Below are 17,881 nucleotides of genomic sequence, written 5' to 3'. Positions count from 1 at the left end.
CGTATCAACGCCCGCTAACGGTGTCGTACCTGCGCAGGCGGGGGTGGCCTCTTCGGGCACGCCGCGGCGTGCCTGAAGAGGTGTTCATACGATAGGAAGCGTGAGGGAGGGGTGCCTCAGGAACGCAAAATCCCAACGGGGCTGATCGAAATTGATCGACCTCCGACCTGGCATGACCACACGTCATCTTCTTTTGGTCGCCGCATCCGCAGGACACTCAACTCGCGCAACGCCGCACGCTTCGCCCACGACTCCGGTACCTGCTGATCTGTGCCACGCTCGCGCAGCCACCCGCCCGGGATCGGAACCGACTGCCGCACCACCGCGCGCACGTCCGCGACAGACAGCGGCCGGCTGGCACCCCACCCGGGCACCGCAACATCGCCCTCAGCGTCCAGAGTCACGGAGCCATCGGTCTGCTCATAGGTGCACACCACCCGCTCCGAGTCCGCGCCCAGTCGAGTCGTCAACAACGCTTCGTCCACCATGTCCCCATCCCGGCTCACCTCGGCTAGGTCGACCATGCCCATCGGCGGATTGATCAACGTCATCTGTGCGAGCGACTCCTCCGCCAGCACGGCCCCCCACCGCTCCGCGTCCTCCCGCACCAGCCGGTCACGCTTCACCGCATCAGCCAGCCGGTCCCCGAAATCCTCCGCGTAGACCTCGTCGACCAGCTCCTGCACATCACCCGGCACGGCGATCCCGCGGCCGGCACGGTCCTGCAGGAGTTCACTGGTGCGCGTCAGCAACGCCTGGTCGTAGACCGAACCCCACGACCGTGGCGCCTTACCCCTGACGTTGTCATCGGTCATGGGGTCCAGCACAGTAAGGCGAGGCCGGTCACCCACCCAGTCTGGCCTGCCGCCCTCTGCCGGGCTCAACCCACTTCTGTCGTGTCGCATGCAGCGTCCCACCCGCTGCAACAACTGTGCCACCGGCGCCAGATCGCTGATCACGACATCGAAGTCCAGATCGAGCGACTGCTCGACTACCTGGGTCGCCACAAGCACTGACACTCGAGGACGACGCCGTCCCTCACTCCCCGGCTTCCCGAAGGCCCGCTCACAAGCCCGCGTGATCTCCGCCCGCCGTGCACCCGGGAACCTCGAATGCAACAACAGCAAACCGTCCTCCGCCTCCGCCAGCGAAGGAAACACCTCATTCAGCATGCGGAACGTCTGCTGCGCCTCGGCCACCGTCGTACAGCACACCAGCGCACACCCGTCCCGCTCCACCAGAGGCCGCAACTGCTCCACCACAGCCGCCTCGCGGCCCATCACACCGGCGCTCGCCGGACCCCATCGAACCGGAATCGACGTCACCTCGACACGCCGGGGCTGGCTCCCCTCCACCGCGTACGGCTGTGACACACCACCTGTCCGCCCGTTGACGTACACCCAGCCCGGATACACCGGCACCACATCGGAGGGCTCACGATGCCCACAACCACGTCGGTAGGCATCCACCAGCGACACCGCCGTACGACCTGACAACGTCGCGGACAACAGCACCACCGGAGCACCGCAGGCGCCCAGCCACTCCAGCAGGCGAACCAGGAGACTGTGCATCCACGGGCCGTAGGCGTGGGCCTCGTCCACCACCAGGACCTTGTTCGACAGTCCCACCAGCCGAAGCGCGTTATACCGAACCGGCAGCACGCCCGTCAGCGCCTGATCAATCGTTCCGACTGCCAGGGGTGCCAGCAGCCCCCTCTTGCCGCCCCTCAACCATTGACCGGCCGTGATCTGCGTCCGCGGATCGCTGATGGTGGTTTCCGAACCGCCGTTGGACTCGTTGCCGGTCGGCACGGCGCAAGCTTCGCTCAGCCACGCCATGCTGTGCAGCAATGCCAGGGACCGATCACCCTCAACGTTCCGCATCGCGAAATCCGCCACACGTTGATGCATCGCATCAGCGGTAGCCATGGTTGGCAGCGCGAAGAACACACCTGAAGCGCCTGCGCTGCGCGCCATCAACGACGCGGCATGCAAGGCCGTTTCCGTCTTTCCCTCCCCCGTCGGAGCAGTCACCAACAGCAGGCCCGGACCGTCCACCAGCGCTGGCAATTCCTCCGCCACCGACGCCTGCAGCGGATTCGGCGCGAACGGGAACTGCTCCGCGAACAACCGCACCGGAAACTCCGCTACACCCAGCCCCGCATCAGCCACCAGAGGCGCAGCTCCCGCGACAGCCATCGCCCAGTGCGCCTGCAGAGCCTCATCGGTTGCACGCCACCCGGGCCCCGGCAGCCGCGCAGTAATCGCCTCTTCCTGGCTGGCCAGCCAGTCCGCGACCACCACCAAACCCAGCAGCACCACGGCCACATGTGCAGGCAGCGGTGCGAGCGGCACATCTTCCGCACCGCTCCCTGTCAGCTGCCTCAGCGCCTCGGCATGAGCGAGCCGCTGGTCCCGCCAACCGCGGCCGCCCAGCTCACGAGCGTAAGCATCAGGGGAGCGGAGTTCATGTGCCTTGAGCGCACGATGCACCCGGCCGTGGTGGCCGCCGAGTAACTGGGCAACCTGGTGGTGAACGGATCGTCGAAGTTTCTTCGACACCGGGTAGCCCCAGCCCTCGAAAATCTCCGTCAGCGCCCACTGCGTGGCAACGTCATGCCGGAAGCCATGGCTCTCGATATCCGACGCCTGCTCGTACGAAGCATCGCCGCGCAGCAAGGCGTATCGCTGTGGAACCTGCGCCTGGAATGAAGGGATGATCTTCCCGACGTCGTGCAGGCCGGCCCAAAGGCACACCAGACGTCGGCACCGGTCCACCGGCATCCCCGACGCCTCAGCCAGGCGCTCGCGAGCCGACGCGGTGAGCGTTTGGTCCCATAACGCCCCAGCCGTCGCCGCTGTGTCCAGTAAGTGGCAAACCGCCGGATACGTCTGCGGTAGCCCCTTACTCTTTCCCCAAAGACGCGCATCGACTGCTCCGCTCACCATGTTGCTCCCATCACCACGCGGAGAAGAGGTTCCTCAAGGGATAGCACCCAGCACTGACAGTGGATGCCGACCCGGACGCCCGCGAGGCGACAACGCCACGTCATGCTCATGTATTTGGGGCGGTAGGTGGACTGCGTCACGTCTTGTTTCGCCGCGTACTGTGCCGCCGTGATCGGGCGCGCATGGAGGGTCGGTGTGTGCTGGTCAGGGTGCAGTCACGGTAGGTTGAACTGGGTGATCAGCCCCTGCTCCTTGATTAAAGGAAAAGCAAAGCCGATGTAGCGTCGCAGGTCGCGAAGGGTGCTCTCCGCGCAGGCGGAGGTGAACCGTGGATCGAGGAGGGCCAGGAGGAAGGCAGGGAGTGCTCTCCGCGCAGGCGGAGGTGAACCGGAGCCTTCGGCACTGCCCGTCTGATCACCGCCGTTCCAAGCGCGATCCGATGGCCTGTGCGATGGCTTTGATCTCTTCGAGGCTGGGAAGGCTGCGCTCGTCGACCGGAACCACCGGATTATCAGGTTTCTCCGCTTCCTTGACCGGGTTGCTGGATATACGCCTGTGGCGCACTGCGTGGGAGAAGAGCGATGGCAGTGCAATGCTGCGCGCGTCGGGGGTGTTCGGTGTGGACGAGCCCTTCGCCCACCGCGCGTACAGCTCCTCCACATCGGCGGCCGTTACCTGAGCGATCGTCTTGCGCCCCGGGTACGGCAGGACGTGAAGCCGCAGGATGCGCTCGTACGATTCCCAGGTGCCGCCCGACATGAGCACTCCGTTGAGCCAGTCCTCGGTATAGCGACGCAGGGAAACCTTGCCGGCGTTCGGGTCGATGTACGTGTTCTCGCGCTTGACGTTCTCCACCTTCGTGGCGAAGTCCACCGCATCCTTCTTGCGGTCGAATGCCTTCTGGCGCTGCCGGGCACTGCGCCCGCCGGGCTCCCGGTAGCGGACAACCCAGCGCTTTCCAGGTGCACCAGCGCCCTTGTCCAGGACCGTAGCCACATTCACACCAATCCGTCCGAGCGTCCCGACGGGTCTTCCTGCCAGGGGGTGTTGTTGTAGCTCGGAATTCCGGCCGTGCCAACTGTGGGCTGCGGGAGAGATTTTTGCTACGTGGCCACTCATCCGGGGGCGCAAGCCTCCGCATCGGGGCACAGAACCCGGCGTACGGGCCGCCTCGTCCGCCACTCCGCCCCTGATCAGCGAAAACATCCTGACCAGGGCTGTCGGGTGGCCAGGTAATCACGATGGACGTGTACACACACGTAGTCCACGGCACCCAACGTGAGGCGAGCAGCCATATGGACCGGCTGTCGAACGCCGTCCGGCTGCCATCTGGCCAGGCCGTTTCGTTTGGATCAGCGTGCGGACCAGAGGAAGATGCCCGCGATGTGGAGTCCGGCCCTGCGAGAAGGGATGAAGCGATGACATTGCATTCCGATGTGGCCGAGTTGCTGGCGGGGGCCGGCATCCTCGACGTGGACGTCGACGATGCCGTCGCGGACGAGCACGTGCGATCGTCCGCGTACCGACACGTCGTCTCGGTGACCGCTTCCTCGCGGAGCCGCGACCGGGACCGTGCGATCGTGGCCACGATCCTGCGCGACCCCAACGAGATGGCGTCCAAGACGGCGGTGGTCGCCCTCGTGGACAGGATCGCGATGAAGGTGACCGGCAGTGCCGAGTTCCGGCAGTGGTCGGCCGAACTACTGCCGGAGATCGACCAGCTCAAGGCGGAGGGGTACCGCGAGTTCATCCGCCGCCGCATCCACGACTGGCTGTTCTACCTGTCCATCGAGGACGGTCACGCGCCGACACCGGCCGAGTTGGCGGAGGTCACGGACTGGATGCAGCGCGTCCTCGCCGAGGTGTCGACGTCGCCGGTGGTACTCGCCCTGCTCGCCGAGTCAGGCAACAGGAAGAAGACACGAAACATCGCGAAGAACCGGGCCGGAAGCCGCAAGCTGAGAACGAAATGAGTCGGTAGTGGCAATTGGCAGGCGCGCCGACTGCCTCACCCACAAGAACGGCGTCATGTCCGACGACCATGCGGGAGAACACGTTTATGACGAAGGCGACGTAGGCCCAGCCGGACCAGGTTCTGACGTAGTGCTGTGACCGGACAGGTTCACCGGCTCGCGACACCGCCAGTCCGCCCGCACGGCTTCACCCAGGGCAGAACGCCGCTCCCTTCCCCCGGCGCCCGGGATCCCTAGGCTGAAGGGGTGAGCACTCATGCGCCGAACGAAGCCCGCGTCATCCCCCTGCGCCCGCAGTCCTCGCCGCCCGGTTCCGGTGCGGCGACCCGTGCCCCGCAGCGGCCGGCGGGAGCCCCTCAGACACCCGCGCCGAGGGAGCCGCTGTGGCGCGACCTCGTCGGCGATGCGCTGCGGCGCGAGCGCCTCGCCCAGGAACGCACGCTGAAGGACGTCGCGGAGGCGGCCCGGATCTCGATCCCCTACCTGTCGGAGCTGGAGCGCGGACGCAAGGAGGCCTCCTCCGAGGTGCTCGCGGCCGCCGCCCAGGCCCTCGGGCTCGGCCTCACCGACCTGCTCTCGCTGGCCCAGGACGAGCTGGCCCGGTACGCCCGGAGCCGGGTGGGCCGGGGCCGCACCTCGCCCACGGCGCAGTACGACGGCCTCTGCCTTGCCGCCTGACCGGACCGACGGCCGGTACGACGGGGCGCACCACCGCCGTACCGGCCGGCTCGCCGGCCTCCGGCCACGGCCGCGCGGGGTCAGACGAGCGCGAACCGTCGGCTCAGCACCTCGTCGGCGAGCCCGTAGGCGACGGCCTCCTCGGCGGTGAGCACCTTGTCCCGGTCCATGTCCGCGCGCAGCGTCGCCACGTCGTGATGCGTATGGCGGGACAGGACCTCCTCCACCTGCGAGCGGATGCGGGCCATCTCCTTGGCCGCGAGGCTGAGGTCGGAGACCGTCCCCTGCCGGCTGCCGCTGGCCGGCTGGCCGAGCAGCACCCGCGCGTGCTGGAGCACGAACCGTCGCCCGGGATCTCCGCCGGCCAGCAGCACCGCCGCCGTCGACGCCGCCTGGCCGACGCAGAACGTGGAGATCGGCGCCTGCACGAACGTCATCGTGTCGTAGATCGCCATCAGCGAAGTGAACGATCCACCGGGCGAGTTGAGATAGAGCGAGATCTCCTGCTCCGGGCTCGCCGACTCCAGGTGCAGGAGCTGCGCGATGACCACATTGGCGACCCCGTCGTCGATCTCGGTGCCGAGGAAGATGATCCGCTCGTTCAGCAGCCGGCTGAAGACGTCGTAGGACCGCTCACCCTGCGCGGTCCGCTCGATGACGTAAGGAACCGTGTACGAGCCCATGTCACAACCCCATCCGTCGGCGCGATGCGGCCGGGCGGATGTCGGCGAGCGACTCCACCACCCGGTCCACGATCCCGTACTCCCTGGCCTGCTCGGCCGTGAACCAGCGGTCCCGGTCGCCGTCCCGCGCGATCGTCTCCTCGCTCTGCCCGGTGTGCTCGGCGGTGATCCGCTCGACGGCCTTCTTGGTGAACTGGAGGTTTTCCGCCTGGATTTCGATGTCCGCGGCACTGCCGCCGATGCCCGCTGAGGGCTGGTGCATCATGATCCGCGCGTTCGGCAGCGCCAGCCGCTTGCCGGGCGCCCCCACGGTGAGCAGGAACTGGCCCATGCTGGCGGCGAATCCCATCGCCAGCGTCGAGACGTCGTTCGGGATGAGCCGCATGGTGTCGTAGATGGCGAGACCCGCGCTGACCGACCCGCCGGGGCTGTTGATGTACAGGCTGATGTCGGTGCGCGGGTCCTCCGCCGACAGCAGCAGCAACTGCGCGCACACCCGGTTGGCCGACACGTCGTCGACCTGTGTGCCGAGGAGGACGATCCGCTGGGCGAGCAGCTGTGCCGCGAGATGGTCGTCGAAGCGGCTGGGTGGTGTGTCGCCCTCCTCCGCGCAGGGCGGGAGCGTGGTGAGTTGAGTCATCTGGTCTCCTTGTCGAGGCAGGGATGCCGTCGACTCCACTCTTGACCGCGGGAGATCCCCGGATGCGGTTTCTCTGCCCGCCGCAGATTCGCCAGGGGCAGAGATGACGGCTCAGCCCTACTCGCGCAGCTGCCGGAAGAATGCCCGTACGTCCTCCACCAGCAGGTCTAGCTTTCATGCCAGCTGGTGACGCTCGCCAAGTCGCCTCTCATGCAGACCGCGCCGACCGGGCGAGGACGCGCGGACGAGGGCTTGGTGGGCACCGCGCGAGCCGCACGACGACGGCGCCGCCGTAGGCGCTGTTCTGGGTGAATTCGCCCTTGAACAGCGCCAGTTGGCGGCGTCATTGGATGCGTCGGTAGTGAACGAGCCCAAGCCGTTGACCTGTATGTTCGCCACCCCGCCGTGCATCTGCTACTGCCTCGCATCCCAGTTCATGAACATCTGGCTGCGGACGAAGCGGAAGAACGCCGACGGCAAGGTACTCGCGGGGCTGGGAATTCGCTGAGGGGGTGCGGCCCGAAGGCCGCCTCGGTTCCCACGGGGCGCGGCGCCGGCGGTGACTCAGGCGGCCCGCCGGTAGGTGCACACCTGCACGCCCGTGCCGCTGGTGACCGTGGAGACCAGCTCCAGGGTGCGCTGCGCGCCGTCGTCGGGGAAGATCGTCTTTCCGCCGCCGAGGAGCACCGGCATGATGATGAGCCGGAGCTCGTCGACCAGGTCCTCGGCCAGGAGGGTGCGCACGAGCGTGGGGCTCCCCATGACCAGCAGATCGCCGCCCTCGCTCCCGTGCAGCTCCCGGATCCGGGCGACGGCCCGGTCGCCGGGGATGCGCGTGGTGTTGTCCCACGTCAGCTCGTCGTCGCCCAGCGTCCGGGACACGACGTATTTCGGGAGGGCGTTCATCCGGTCGGCGAACGGGTCGCCGGCCCGCTCCGGCCACGCCGCGGCCATCGTCTGCCAGGTGCGGCGACCGAACAGCAGCGCGTCGGCCTTGGTCAGCGCGTCGGCGAAGGCACCGCCCACCACCTCCGGATCGAAGAACGGGTGCGACCAGCCACCGTGGGCGAAGCCACCGTCGGTGTCCTCGTCGGGTCCGCCGGGCGCCTGCACGACGCCGTCGAGGCTCATGAACTCACTGATGACGATGCGCATGGGACTTGCTCCTCTTTCTTGCTTCATGGGTACGTCAACGGAGACTGCCGCATCCCTCCAAAATCATCGCGCCCATCCGGTCTTGCAGGGGTGACGTGGGCCACATGGCCGAGCGTCTTCTGGGCGTACGACTCCTGTGCGTACGTCTCGCGCGCGTGCGTCTCGTCTGTGTGCGTCCGGTGTACAGGGATCTCGTGTGGCGGGCGCCGGCGGGACACCGGACACCGGACGTGCCGCGGTCGGTGGTGGCCGCTCCGGGCCGGCGACGCTTCCGTCGCCGCGATGCTTCATCGGTCGGCGGATCCTGCGGACGGCGGGTGTGTTGCCGGCCGTCCGGCCCCGTCGTGGCCTGGTGCAACCCGTGATCGGTGCCCGGTGTTCTTTGTAGTGAGTGCGGGAGGGTCCCGGGAGGGGTCCGGAGAATTCAGGGGGGACTCGGACGCCGACCGCAGCGACCCTTGTGCCCGCGGCGTTCTCGAGGGGGGCCGGTTTCATGGACAGTACAGCTTCTCTGACGGCAATTCAGCTGGCCGAGCTCATCCGCGACCGCGAGGTCTCGCCGACGGAAGTGGTGCGGGCGAGTCTCGACCGTATCGAGCGCCTCAATCCCGCGGTGAACGCCTTTGTGACCGTCTGCCGGGACGAGGCGCTCGCCGCGGCCGAACGGGCGGAGCGGGCCGTGGTGTCGGGGGCGGAGCTGGGGCCGCTGCACGGCGTACCGATCGGTGTGAAGGATCTTGATCCGGTCGCGGGCGTCCGGGTGACCCGCGGCTCCAGGCTGTTCGCCGAGGACGTCGCGCAGGAGACGATCATGTGCGTGGACCGGCTGGTGGAGGCCGGTGCCATCGTGGTCGGAAAGACCAACGCACCCGAGTTCGGTTTCAAGGCCACGACGGACAACGCCCTGTTCGGGCCGACCTCCACCCCCTTCAACCTGGCCATGAACGCGGGCGGGTCGTCCGGCGGCAGCGCGGCGGCGGTCGCCGCGGGAATGGTGCCCCTGGCCCAGGGGTCCGACGCGGGCGGCTCGCTGCGGGTGCCCGGGGCCTTCTGCGGCGTGTTCACGATGATGACCACCTTCGGCCGGGTGGCCGTGCCCGCCCGGCCCAACGCCTTCCGTCGGCTCAACCCGATGGTCTGCTATGCCCCGTTGGCCCGCACGGTCGAGGATGCGGTGCTCGGCCTGGACCTGATGTCGGGGCCGCATGCGAGGGACCCCTACTCCTTCCCGCTGCACCAGCCGCTCGCTTCGGCCCTGACGCCGTCGTTGTCCGGGATGCGGGTCGCCTACAGCCCCGACCTCGGCGGCTATCCGGTCGAGTCGGAGGTCGAATCCCTGGTACGGGCCGCACTGCCGGCGTTCAAGGAGGCCGGGGCCGAGGTCACGGAGGTCGACTTCCGGCTGCCTCTGCCGCATGCGGAGCTGACCGCCATGTGGCGCCGGTATCTGTCCCTCTGCCATGCGGAGTCAGCCGAGGTCAGCCGGAGCCAGGGGATCGATCTGCTCGGCGAGCAGGGCCGGGTGGTCGACCCGCACTACCTGGAGAGCGTGCGTACGGGCGCCGCCCTGAGTGCCGTGGACTTCCGGCTCGGGGACCTGGTCCGCACCAAGGTGCTGGACACCTTTGAGGACCTCTTCGACGCGTTCGACCTGGTCATCAGCCCGGTGAATTCCGTCGCGGGCATCCCCAACGACGAGACCCGGACCACCGTTGGGCCGCGCCAGGTGGCGGGCCAGGAGGTCGACCGCTTTGTCGGCTGGTCGCTGACCAGTCCGTTCAACCTGATAGGCAGCCCCGCCGCGACGGTTCCGGTCGGTCGGGCGGCCAATGGCGTGCCGGTCGGCCTGCAGATCGCCGCGCGTCGGCACAACGACGCGGCCGTGGTCCGAGGCGCCACCGCGCTCCAGAAGCAGTCGCCGTGGCAGGGCCTCTACCGGGATCTCGAGGGCGCTTTCGCCGAGCGCGGCTGACCTCGTCCCCCGGTGCGCACCGGCCCCCACCGAGCCAATCCCCACCGAGCCAATCCCCACCGAGCCAACCCCCACCGAGCGAACCCCCACCGTCCCCTACGGGGGCGACACGAAACCCTAAGGAAAGTTCCCCGATGATCCACGGTTCTTCCGAAGCACCGCAGCCCGAGACCGAGACCGAGCCTGAGACCGAGCGCGTGCCCGCGGCGGCCCGAGCGGCGCTCTTCGACCTCGATGGGACGCTCATCGCCACCGAACACCGCAGCCGTGCCGCCTGGACCCGGCTCTTCGAGGCCCATGGGCTGACCGTCGACGACGCGCTGCTCGCCACCTTCGTGGGGCGGCGCGGTCAGGAGGCCCTGGCCGATCATGTGCACCGCTTCCCCGGCAGTACGGTCGACGAGCTCTTCGACGAAGCCGTCGGGTATCTCAACGGCCCCGATATGCCGCCCCCTTACGCCGTACCGGGAGCCGGGGCACTGGTGAAGAGACTGCACGCCGACGGCGTACCGATGGCCGTGGTCACCTCGGGGCTGCGGGAGCACGCCCGAGCCCTGCTCGACCTGGTGGGCGGCGCGCATCTCTTCGCCGTGATGATCACCGCCGAGGACGTGAGCCAGGGGAAGCCGCACCCGGAGGGCTATCTGGCGGGCTGCGCGGCGCTGGGGGTCGAGCCCGGACGGGCGGTGGCCTTCGAGGACGCACCCGCCGGTGTGGCGGCCGCTCGGGCCGCCGGACTGGCCTGCGTAGGGATCGCGACGACGCACACCGCCGCGGATCTCCGGGCCGCGGATCTCGTGGTCCCCGATCTCACCACGGTCGACTGGCCACCGGTTCCGATCGACGCGACCGCCTGACGCACTCTCACAAGGACTGACCTCTCCATGCAACAACAGCCTCCTGGTACGGAAAGCGGGGAAGCACCCCGGCACGTCATCGCGCCACGTCCCGGCGCCCGGGACGGTGCGGGCCCAGCGCGGAGATGGCGGCTGCTCGCGGTGCTTCTGGCAGCACAGTTCATGGCCAATGTGGACACCGCGATCGTCAATATCGCCGCGCCGTCGATCCAGAGTGATCTCGGCGCCTCCGGCGGCGAGGCGGGCCTGGTGATTTCCGGGTATGTGGTGGCGTACGCCGTCCTCCTGGTGACCGGAGCCCGGCTGGGTTCCCTGCACGGTCACCGCCGGGTCTTCAACACGGGGATGACCGTCTTCACCGCGGCATCGCTCGCCTGTGCGCTGGCGCCGGACTCGCTTGTACTGATCATCGCCCGGGTCGTCCAAGGTGTCGGGGCGGCCCTGATGGTCCCCCAAGTACTCAGCGGCATCCAGCTGCATTTCGCCGGTCAGCAGCGGATCAAGGCCCTGGGGTATTACGCCGTCGCCCTGTCCGGGGGCGCCGTGGCGGGGCAGGCCCTGGGGGGTGTGCTCATTGCGGCGGACATCTTCGGCACCGGCTGGCGTCCGATCTTCCTGATCAATGTCCCGGTGGGGCTGCTGCTGATAGCGGCGGCGATGCGGATGATGCCCAGGGACGAAAAGGGCGACGAGTCACAGGAACTGGACCTGAGGGGGATGGCGCTCCTGTCGGCGGCGGTCCTGCTCCTGATCGTGCCGCTGCTGCTCGGCACGGATCAGGGGTGGCCGGCCTGGACCTGGGTGTGCCTGGGGCTGAGCCTTCCGGTGCTGGTGGCGTTCCGGCTGAGCCAGCGAGAGCTGTCCGCCCGCGGAGGGCGGCCGCTGATAGCCGAGGAGGTGATCCGGCAACCGGTCGTCCGCTGGTGGCTCTGCGCCCACGGCATGACCACCATGACGTACTTCGCCCTGCTGTTCGTCCTGGCGGTCTACCTCCAGGAGGGCCTGGGTCGGGGCCCGGCCTACGCAGGTCTGGCCATGGTCTCCTGGGTGGCCGCCTTCGGACTCGGTGGTCCGCTGCTGGCCCGGACCCCGGAGCGGAGCAGGGCGATGATGCCGGCGGTCGGCTGTCTGGTCCTGGCGGTGGGGTACGTCGCGCTATGGGTCTACCTGGTGGCGGGCGGGCGCTCCGGACCGTTGATGTTCGCGTTGCTGGGGCTGGGCGGTCTGGGGCTGGGGATCAGCTCCAACTCCCTCATCAGCGCAATGACGTTCGCCCTGCCGGGGCGCTACGCCGCCGACCTCTCCGGCGTGATCAGCACCAACGCTCAGCTCGCCGGGGCGCTGGGTGTCGCCGCCTTGGGAGGCGTCTATCTCTTCCTGGCGGAGAACGGTTCGGCGCAACTCTCGGGCCGCGCCCTGGAGGTCGTGCTCTGCATCTCCGCAGTGCTGTCGCTGCTCAGCGCGGTGGCGGCCCGATTGGCCACTCGCCGTCCGGCGGTCGAGGGGACGCACGCGGTGTCCTGAAGCGGGCAGCAGGTGAGGGGAGGGGGGCGGAAGAAGCGGGTACGGGGAAGCGGAAGGGGTGGGTACGGGGAGCGGGCGGTGCCGACGGAGCGGGCGCGACGGCCGGGGCGGGGCCGGGCATCATGATGGCGGCCTGGGCCTGAGCGCAGGCCCGAGCCCAGTCCCAGCCCTGGCCCGAGCCCCGGCCCCGGTCCCGGTCCCGGCCCGAATGATGGAGGCCTGGGCCCGAGCGTCGGTCGAGCCCAGGCCAGAACTCAATCCTGGCCTGAGCGATGTCCTGGCCCCAGTCCGAGCCCCGGTCCCGGTCCCGGCCCCGGCCCCGGTCCCGGCCCGAATGGCGGCGGACTGGGCCTGAGCGTCGGTCGAGCCCCGGCCAGAACTCAATCCTGGCCCCAGCGATGTCCTGGCCCCAGTCCCGGTCCGAGCCCCGACCCCAGCTCAGCCCAAGCCCCGGCCCGCATGATGGCCGCCCGAGCCCGTGCTCCGGCCCGAGCCCGAGCCCCGACCCCAGCTCAGCCCAAGCCACGGCCCGCATGATGGCCGCCCGAGCCCGAGCCCGAGCCCGAGCCCGAGCCTGTGCCCCGGCCCGAGCCCGAGATCCAGCCCCCGCCCCAGCCCTCGCCCACCCCCTCCGCCCTCGCTCCGGAGGGGGGTGGTCCGCCCGGTACGGGGCGCCGCTACACTTGCTAGGTACAAGCAATATGTTTATCGGAGCGACAGGGCTACCGACAGGCTTATCGGGGGATCACGACGATGGGTAACGGCGCGGTCCGCTCCAGTGACCAGACGGGGCCGCAGGTCACGGCGGCGTCGGGGCTCGCTGAGGCGGCCGCCGGGCTGGGTACGGAGATCGTCCGCTTTTCGCGGCTGATCGCGGCATGGAAGCAACGTGCCAAGAAGGACACCGGTGCCGCCGACCGGGTACTGCTGGCCCGGCTCGTGGTCGGCGGCGACCGCCGGGCCACGGATCTGGCCGCGGACGCGTTCCTGGATCTTTCGACGGTCAGCCGTCAGGTGCGCTCCCTGGTGGAGCGGGGCCTGGTCGCCCGGCGTCCGGATCCGGAGGACCGCCGCGGGACGCTGCTGACCGCCACCGACGCAGGGCGGGTCGCCTTTGCGCACTACCGGCGTCAGCGCGACGCCGAACTGGCCGCGCTCCTGGAGCCATGGCCGGCGCAGGACCGGGCCGATCTGATCCGGCTGCTGGGCCGGCTCAACGAGGACTTGGCAGAACAACACGCACGTCAGCTCCCCGGGGGAGACCAGGGGGCCGCCGTGGAGCAGGGAGACACACACGAATGAGCACATCCACCTCGCCACCTGTGGCGGAGCCCGCGGCGATATCCGAGCCGGGAGGACTGAGCCACCGCCAGATCCTCACCATCCTCAGCGGTCTGATGCTGGGGATGTTCCTTGCCGCGCTCGACCAGACCATCGTCAGTACGTCCATCAGGACCATCGCCGACGATCTGCACGGCCTCAGTGAGCAGGCCTGGGCCACCACGGCCTACCTGATCACCTCGACGATCGCCACGCCGCTGTACGGCAAGCTGTCCGACCTGCACGGCCGCAAGCCGTACTACCTCGCCGCGATCAGCATCTTCGTCGTGGGCTCGGTGCTGTGCACCTTCTCCACCTCGATGACCGAACTGGCCTCGTTCCGCGCGGTCCAGGGTCTGGGTGCCGGTGGTCTGATGTCGCTGGCGCTGGCGATCATCGGTGACATCGTCCCGCCGCGCGAACGCGCCCGCTATCAGGGCTACATGCTCGGTACGTTCGCCACCTCCAGCGTGGCGGGGCCGCTGATCGGCGGTGCCCTCGCCGGCCAGGACCAGCTGCTGGGCATCACCGGCTGGCGCTGGGTCTTCCTGGTCAACGTGCCGATCGGCATCATCGCGCTGTTCGTCGTCGCCAAGGTCCTCAACATCCCGCACTCCCGCCGCGACCACCGCATCGACTGGTGGGGCGCGCTCACCATCGCCATCGGCGTCGTACCGCTGCTGCTCGTCGCCGAGCAGGGGCGCGAGTGGGGCTGGGACTCGACCAGGTCGATCGTCTGCTACGCGGTCGGCGCGGTGGGCATCGTCGCCTGGATCTTCGTCGAGCGGTGGATCGGCGATGACGCGCTGATCCCGATGCGGTTGTTCCGCAACGGCACCTTCAGCATGACCAGCCTGCTGTCCGTGCTGATCGGTATGGGCATGTTCGGCGGGATGCTGATGATCCCGCAGTACCTCCAGCTGGTGAAGGGCGCCAGCCCGACCAAGTCGGGCCTGGAGATGCTGCCGTTGATGGCGGGCATGATGATCGCCTCCATCGCCTCCGGCCAGATCACCGCCAAGACCGGCCGCTACAAGATCTTCCCGATCATCGGCACCGTGCTGATGGTCGCCGCGATGCTGCTCTTCCACTTCCGGGTCCAGTGGGACACCCCGCTGTGGGAGAGCATGGTCTACATGCTCGTCTTCGGCCTCGGCCTGGGCGGCTGCATGCAGACGCTGGTGCTGGCCGTGCAGAACGCGGTGCCGCCGAAGGACATGGGTGTGGCGACCGCCTCGTCCACGTTCTTCCGGCAGATGGGCGCCACCGCCGGTACGGCGGTCTTCCTGTCGGTGCTCTTCAGCACGGTCGGCGACAAGATCGGCTCCGCGTTCAAGGACGCCGCGAAGACCGAGCGCTTCCAGGCCGCCCTGCACGACCCGTCGGTGCTGCACGACCCGGCCAACAAGCCGGTGTTGAAGATGCTCCACGGCTCCGGGGGCGGCGACTCCTCCGGGGTGCTGAGCGATTCGTCGTTCATCCAGCACCTCGACCCGCGGCTGGCCGAGCCGTTCAAGCGCGGCTTCGCCGACTCGATGCACACCGTCTTCCTGATGGGCGCGATCGTGGTCGCGGTGGCCTTCGTGCTGGTGCTGTTCGTCAAGGAGGTGCCGCTGCGGCAGATCTCCGGCCTGCAGGCGCGGGCGCAGGCGGACGCCGAGGCGGATGCGGCGGCGAACGGCCGGGCGCCGGCAGCCGTCGGCGAGGACGTGCCGGCCGCCGAGGCCGCGGCAGCGGACACCGTCGTTCACACTCCCGTCGAGGCGGTCCCCGTGGCCGACGTGGGGGCGGCGGCCGGTGCCGTGATCCGGGGAGCCGTACGCGACGGCAACGGCAGCCCGGTGGCGCAGGCGGTGGTCACCCTGATCGACGTCGGCGGGCGGCAGCTCGGCCGCGCCTCGACCACGGCGGACGGCGGCTACGAGCTGCCCGTTCCCGGGCCCGGCAGCTATGTGCTGATCGGCTCCGCGGGGTCCCGGCAGCCGCAGGCGGCGACCGTCGTCGTCGCGGACGAGCCGGTGCGGTTCGAGCTGACGCTGAGCGGTTCGGCCGGGCTGTCCGGCGAGGTACGGGAGGAGAAGGGCGACGAGCCGGTGCCCGGCGCGCTGGTCGTGGCCACCGATGTACGGGGCGAGGTCGTGGCCTCGGGCCTGGCCGGCCAGGACGGCGGCTTCACCTTCGGCGAACTGGTCCCGGGCAGCTACACGCTGGCCGTCAGCGCCGACAGCCACCGCCCGTCGGCCCTCCAGGTGGAGGTCGTCACCGGCACCCGCAACTGGTACGAGATCCGGCTGACGCACGGCGCGCGGGTGCGCGGCGTGGTGCGTACGGCGAACGGCAGCCCGGTCGAGGACGCCCGGGTGACGCTGCTCGACCCGGCCGGCAACGTCGTGGGCACGGCCACCACCGGCCGCGACGGCGAGTACGTCTTCACCGACCTCGACGGCGGCGAGTTCACGGTGATCGCCTCCGGCTATCCGCCGGCCGCCCGGCCGCTGCGCCTGGAGGGCGCCGGCCGCAGCGAGTTCGACATCGAGCTGGGGCACGATCCGGTGATCTGACGGCTCCGCCGAGCAGATGGCACGAGCGCCCGGCCGGGGTTTCCCGGCCGGGCGCTCGTTGCGTGGGAGGCCGGTTCAGCGCGCGGCGGTCTCCGCCGGGCCGTCCATGAGCGGGTCGTCGGCGAGCGGGACGTCCGCCGGGGCCGTCTCGTCCGCCGGTTTGCAGGCCATCAGGCAGGCCGCGCTGACCAGGGCCATGGCGGCGAAGGCGAGGGCGACCGGGGTCCAGGAGCCGCCGGAAGAGGTGAACAGCCAGCTGGTGGCGGCCGGGGCCAGCGTGCCCAGCAGTCCGGCGGTCTGGAAGCTCATGGACAGGCCGGTGTAGCGGGTGCGGGGGGTGAACCAGCCGGAGACCAGGGTGCCGATCGCGGCGTAGGCGATGGTGCTGGCCAGCATCGGCAGGCACATGGCGAGCCAGAGTCCGGCCACCGAGCCGGATTCGGCGAGCCAGAACATCGGGAAGGCGACGACGAGGTGGAGGAGGATTCCGGTGAGGGTCACCTTGCGCAGGCCGAAGCGGTCGGCGGCCAGGGCGGCCGGCGGGGTGCAGACGATCACCACGACGGAGGCCGCGGTGCCCGCGCCGGCCGCCTGGGAGTCGGTGAAGCCGAGGTCGGACACCGCGTAGGTCGACATGAAGGTGACGACGATGTAGTAGCCGCCGACGGTGATCAGGAACGCGCCGGAGGCCAGCAGCCACGTCCGCCAGGCGTCGCGGACGACCGCCACGACCGGGGTCTCCCGCTTCTGCGGCGCGGCGCCGGACTGCCGGGCGGCCTCGAATGCGGGGGACTCCTCCATCGTCGACCGGATCAGCAGACCGACCAGGACCAGCGCGGCGGAGAGGAGGAAGGGGATGCGCCAGGCCCAGCCGACGAGGGCTTCGTGCCCGAGAAGAGCGGTCGCGGCGAAGGCGCCGGTCGAAAGGAAGTAGCCGACGCCGTCGCCGACCTGCGGGAACGAGCCGAAGAACGCCTTGCGCCGGGGCGGTGCGTGTTCGACGGCGAAGAGCACGGCGCCGCCCCATTCGCCGCCGATGGCGAGCGACTGTGCCATCCGGATCAGTACGAGCAGTACGGGGGCGAGGACGCCGATGGTGCCGTAGCCGGGCAGCAGGCCGATGCAGACGGTGCCGCCGCCCATGAGGACCAGCGACCAGATCAGGGCCTTTTTGCGCCCGTACCGGTCGCCGATGTGGCCGAAGACGAGGGCGCCGAGGGGGCGGCCGAGGGCGCCGACGAACAGCGTGGTGAAGGACATCAGGGTGCCCAGGGCGCGGTTCAGCTCGGGGAAGAACAGCTCGGGGAAGACCAGGGCGGCGGCCGTTGCGTAGATCCCGAAGTCGTACCACTCGACGCTGGTGCCGATCAGCGAGGCGGTGGCGACCTTCCAGGGACCCGACCGCTTCGCGGTGCCGGGGCCGGAGCCGGGAGCGGGACCGGAGCTGGGTGGGGCACCTGCGGTTGTGCTCATGTTGACGCTCCTCACGGCGGAACCCAAGGAGTCGGCGGCGCAGATTCAATGGGCTTGCATGGGATCCAAAAATGTTGAGGTGACGCTAAGAGCAGGC

14 protein-coding genes and 1 pseudogene are annotated in these 17,881 nt (G+C 69.4%); 9 read left to right on the top strand and 6 right to left on the bottom strand.

All coding sequences use genetic code 11. The features are described from left to right. Positions 1 to 116 precede the first annotated feature (116 nt). Entirely contained in the window at positions 117 to 2,948 is a 2,832-nt protein-coding gene (cas3, locus tag ACIGWZ_RS18685; RefSeq protein WP_400065896.1) for a CRISPR-associated helicase Cas3', read from the bottom strand. A gap of 414 nt (positions 2,949 to 3,362) precedes the next feature. Further along, a complete protein-coding gene (locus tag ACIGWZ_RS18680) occupies positions 3,363 to 3,944 on the bottom strand; it encodes a hypothetical protein (RefSeq protein ID WP_400065894.1) in 582 nt (193 codons plus the stop codon). Positions 3,945 to 4,183: 239 nt separating this feature from the next. Here ACIGWZ_RS18680 and ACIGWZ_RS18675 point away from each other — a divergent pair. The 3 genes and pseudogenes from ACIGWZ_RS18675 to ACIGWZ_RS18665 all read left to right on the top strand — a co-directional run. Then, positions 4,184 to 4,255 (top strand): annotated as a pseudogene (locus tag ACIGWZ_RS18675) (oxidoreductase); the annotation flags it as partial. 111 nt (positions 4,256 to 4,366) lie between these two features. Next, a complete protein-coding gene (locus ACIGWZ_RS18670) occupies positions 4,367 to 4,921 on the top strand; it encodes a hypothetical protein (protein WP_400065892.1) in 555 nt (184 codons plus the stop codon). Between the two features lie 246 nt (positions 4,922 to 5,167). After that, entirely contained in the window at positions 5,168 to 5,599 is a 432-nt protein-coding gene (locus ACIGWZ_RS18665) for a helix-turn-helix domain-containing protein (protein ID WP_400065890.1), read from the top strand. Positions 5,600 to 5,679: 80 nt separating this feature from the next. Here ACIGWZ_RS18665 and ACIGWZ_RS18660 read toward each other — a convergent pair whose 3' ends face one another. Then, positions 5,680 to 6,282, bottom strand: a complete 603-nt coding sequence (locus tag ACIGWZ_RS18660; protein ID WP_400065888.1) for a ClpP family protease — start codon at positions 6,280 to 6,282, stop codon at positions 5,680 to 5,682. Between the two features lies 1 nt (position 6,283). After that, positions 6,284 to 6,922 (bottom strand): ATP-dependent Clp protease proteolytic subunit, encoded by a 639-nt coding sequence (locus ACIGWZ_RS18655; protein WP_400065886.1) that lies wholly within the window; start codon positions 6,920 to 6,922, stop codon positions 6,284 to 6,286. A 361-nt stretch (positions 6,923 to 7,283) separates the two neighbouring features. Here ACIGWZ_RS18655 and ACIGWZ_RS18650 point away from each other — a divergent pair, with 361 nt between their 5' ends. Beyond that, positions 7,284 to 7,430 carry a hypothetical protein gene (locus ACIGWZ_RS18650; protein WP_400065884.1) on the top strand — a complete coding sequence of 49 codons (147 nt, stop codon included), beginning with the start codon at positions 7,284 to 7,286 and terminating at the stop codon, positions 7,428 to 7,430. A 56-nt stretch (positions 7,431 to 7,486) separates the two neighbouring features. On the opposite strand, the gene ACIGWZ_RS18645 is transcribed toward ACIGWZ_RS18650, so the two are convergent. Next, entirely contained in the window at positions 7,487 to 8,077 is a 591-nt protein-coding gene (locus ACIGWZ_RS18645; RefSeq protein WP_400065882.1) for a dihydrofolate reductase family protein, read from the bottom strand. A gap of 493 nt (positions 8,078 to 8,570) precedes the next feature. Here ACIGWZ_RS18645 and ACIGWZ_RS18640 point away from each other — a divergent pair, with 493 nt between their 5' ends. The 5 genes from ACIGWZ_RS18640 (at position 8,571) to ACIGWZ_RS18620 (ending at position 16,311) form a co-directional block, all read left to right on the top strand. Further along, the gene (locus ACIGWZ_RS18640; RefSeq protein ID WP_400065880.1) at positions 8,571 to 10,049 is read left to right on the top strand and encodes an amidase; all 1,479 of its coding nucleotides are present in this window, start codon (positions 8,571 to 8,573) and stop codon (positions 10,047 to 10,049) included. Between the two features lie 134 nt (positions 10,050 to 10,183). Then, positions 10,184 to 10,906: an HAD family hydrolase gene (locus tag ACIGWZ_RS18635; protein WP_400065878.1), complete on the top strand. Its 723-nt coding sequence runs from the start codon at positions 10,184 to 10,186 to the stop codon at positions 10,904 to 10,906. Positions 10,907 to 11,047: 141 nt separating this feature from the next. Then, a complete protein-coding gene (locus ACIGWZ_RS18630) occupies positions 11,048 to 12,430 on the top strand; it encodes an MFS transporter (RefSeq protein ID WP_400065876.1) in 1,383 nt (460 codons plus the stop codon). 753 nt (positions 12,431 to 13,183) lie between these two features. Beyond that, positions 13,184 to 13,732, top strand: a complete 549-nt coding sequence (locus tag ACIGWZ_RS18625; RefSeq protein WP_400065874.1) for a MarR family winged helix-turn-helix transcriptional regulator — start codon at positions 13,184 to 13,186, stop codon at positions 13,730 to 13,732. After that, on the top strand, positions 13,729 to 16,311 hold the full coding sequence (locus ACIGWZ_RS18620; RefSeq protein ID WP_400065872.1) for an MFS transporter: 2,583 nt from the start codon (positions 13,729 to 13,731) through the stop codon (positions 16,309 to 16,311). The genes ACIGWZ_RS18625 and ACIGWZ_RS18620 overlap by 4 nt, the downstream gene beginning before the upstream one ends. A 75-nt stretch (positions 16,312 to 16,386) precedes the next feature. On the opposite strand, the gene ACIGWZ_RS18615 is transcribed toward ACIGWZ_RS18620, so the two are convergent. Further along, positions 16,387 to 17,784 (bottom strand): MFS transporter, encoded by a 1,398-nt coding sequence (locus ACIGWZ_RS18615; RefSeq protein ID WP_400065870.1) that lies wholly within the window; start codon positions 17,782 to 17,784, stop codon positions 16,387 to 16,389. Between the last annotated feature and the right edge of the window lie 97 nt (positions 17,785 to 17,881).

Source organism: Streptomyces sp. NPDC053427, assembly GCF_044544985.1.
Taxonomy (GTDB): domain Bacteria; phylum Actinomycetota; class Actinomycetes; order Streptomycetales; family Streptomycetaceae; genus Streptomyces.
The sequence above is the reverse complement of the archived record's forward strand: the minus strand, read 5'-3'. Positions and strand labels throughout refer to the sequence as shown.

Coding starts and splice junctions, on each gene's coding strand:
- ACIGWZ_RS18655 (WP_400065886.1), bottom strand. CDS start 6,922: ATGACTCAACTCACCACGCTCCCGCCCTGCGCGGAGGAGGGCGACACA.
- ACIGWZ_RS18635 (WP_400065878.1), top strand. CDS start 10,184: ATGATCCACGGTTCTTCCGAAGCACCGCAGCCCGAGACCGAGACCGAG.
- ACIGWZ_RS18645 (WP_400065882.1), bottom strand. CDS start 8,077: ATGCGCATCGTCATCAGTGAGTTCATGAGCCTCGACGGCGTCGTGCAG.
- ACIGWZ_RS18615 (WP_400065870.1), bottom strand. CDS start 17,784: ATGAGCACAACCGCAGGTGCCCCACCCAGCTCCGGTCCCGCTCCCGGC.
- ACIGWZ_RS18620 (WP_400065872.1), top strand. CDS start 13,729: ATGAGCACATCCACCTCGCCACCTGTGGCGGAGCCCGCGGCGATATCC.
- ACIGWZ_RS18670 (WP_400065892.1), top strand. CDS start 4,367: ATGACATTGCATTCCGATGTGGCCGAGTTGCTGGCGGGGGCCGGCATC.
- ACIGWZ_RS18660 (WP_400065888.1), bottom strand. CDS start 6,282: ATGGGCTCGTACACGGTTCCTTACGTCATCGAGCGGACCGCGCAGGGT.
- ACIGWZ_RS18640 (WP_400065880.1), top strand. CDS start 8,571: ATGGACAGTACAGCTTCTCTGACGGCAATTCAGCTGGCCGAGCTCATC.
- ACIGWZ_RS18625 (WP_400065874.1), top strand. CDS start 13,184: ATGGGTAACGGCGCGGTCCGCTCCAGTGACCAGACGGGGCCGCAGGTC.
- cas3 (WP_400065896.1), bottom strand. CDS start 2,948: ATGGTGAGCGGAGCAGTCGATGCGCGTCTTTGGGGAAAGAGTAAGGGG.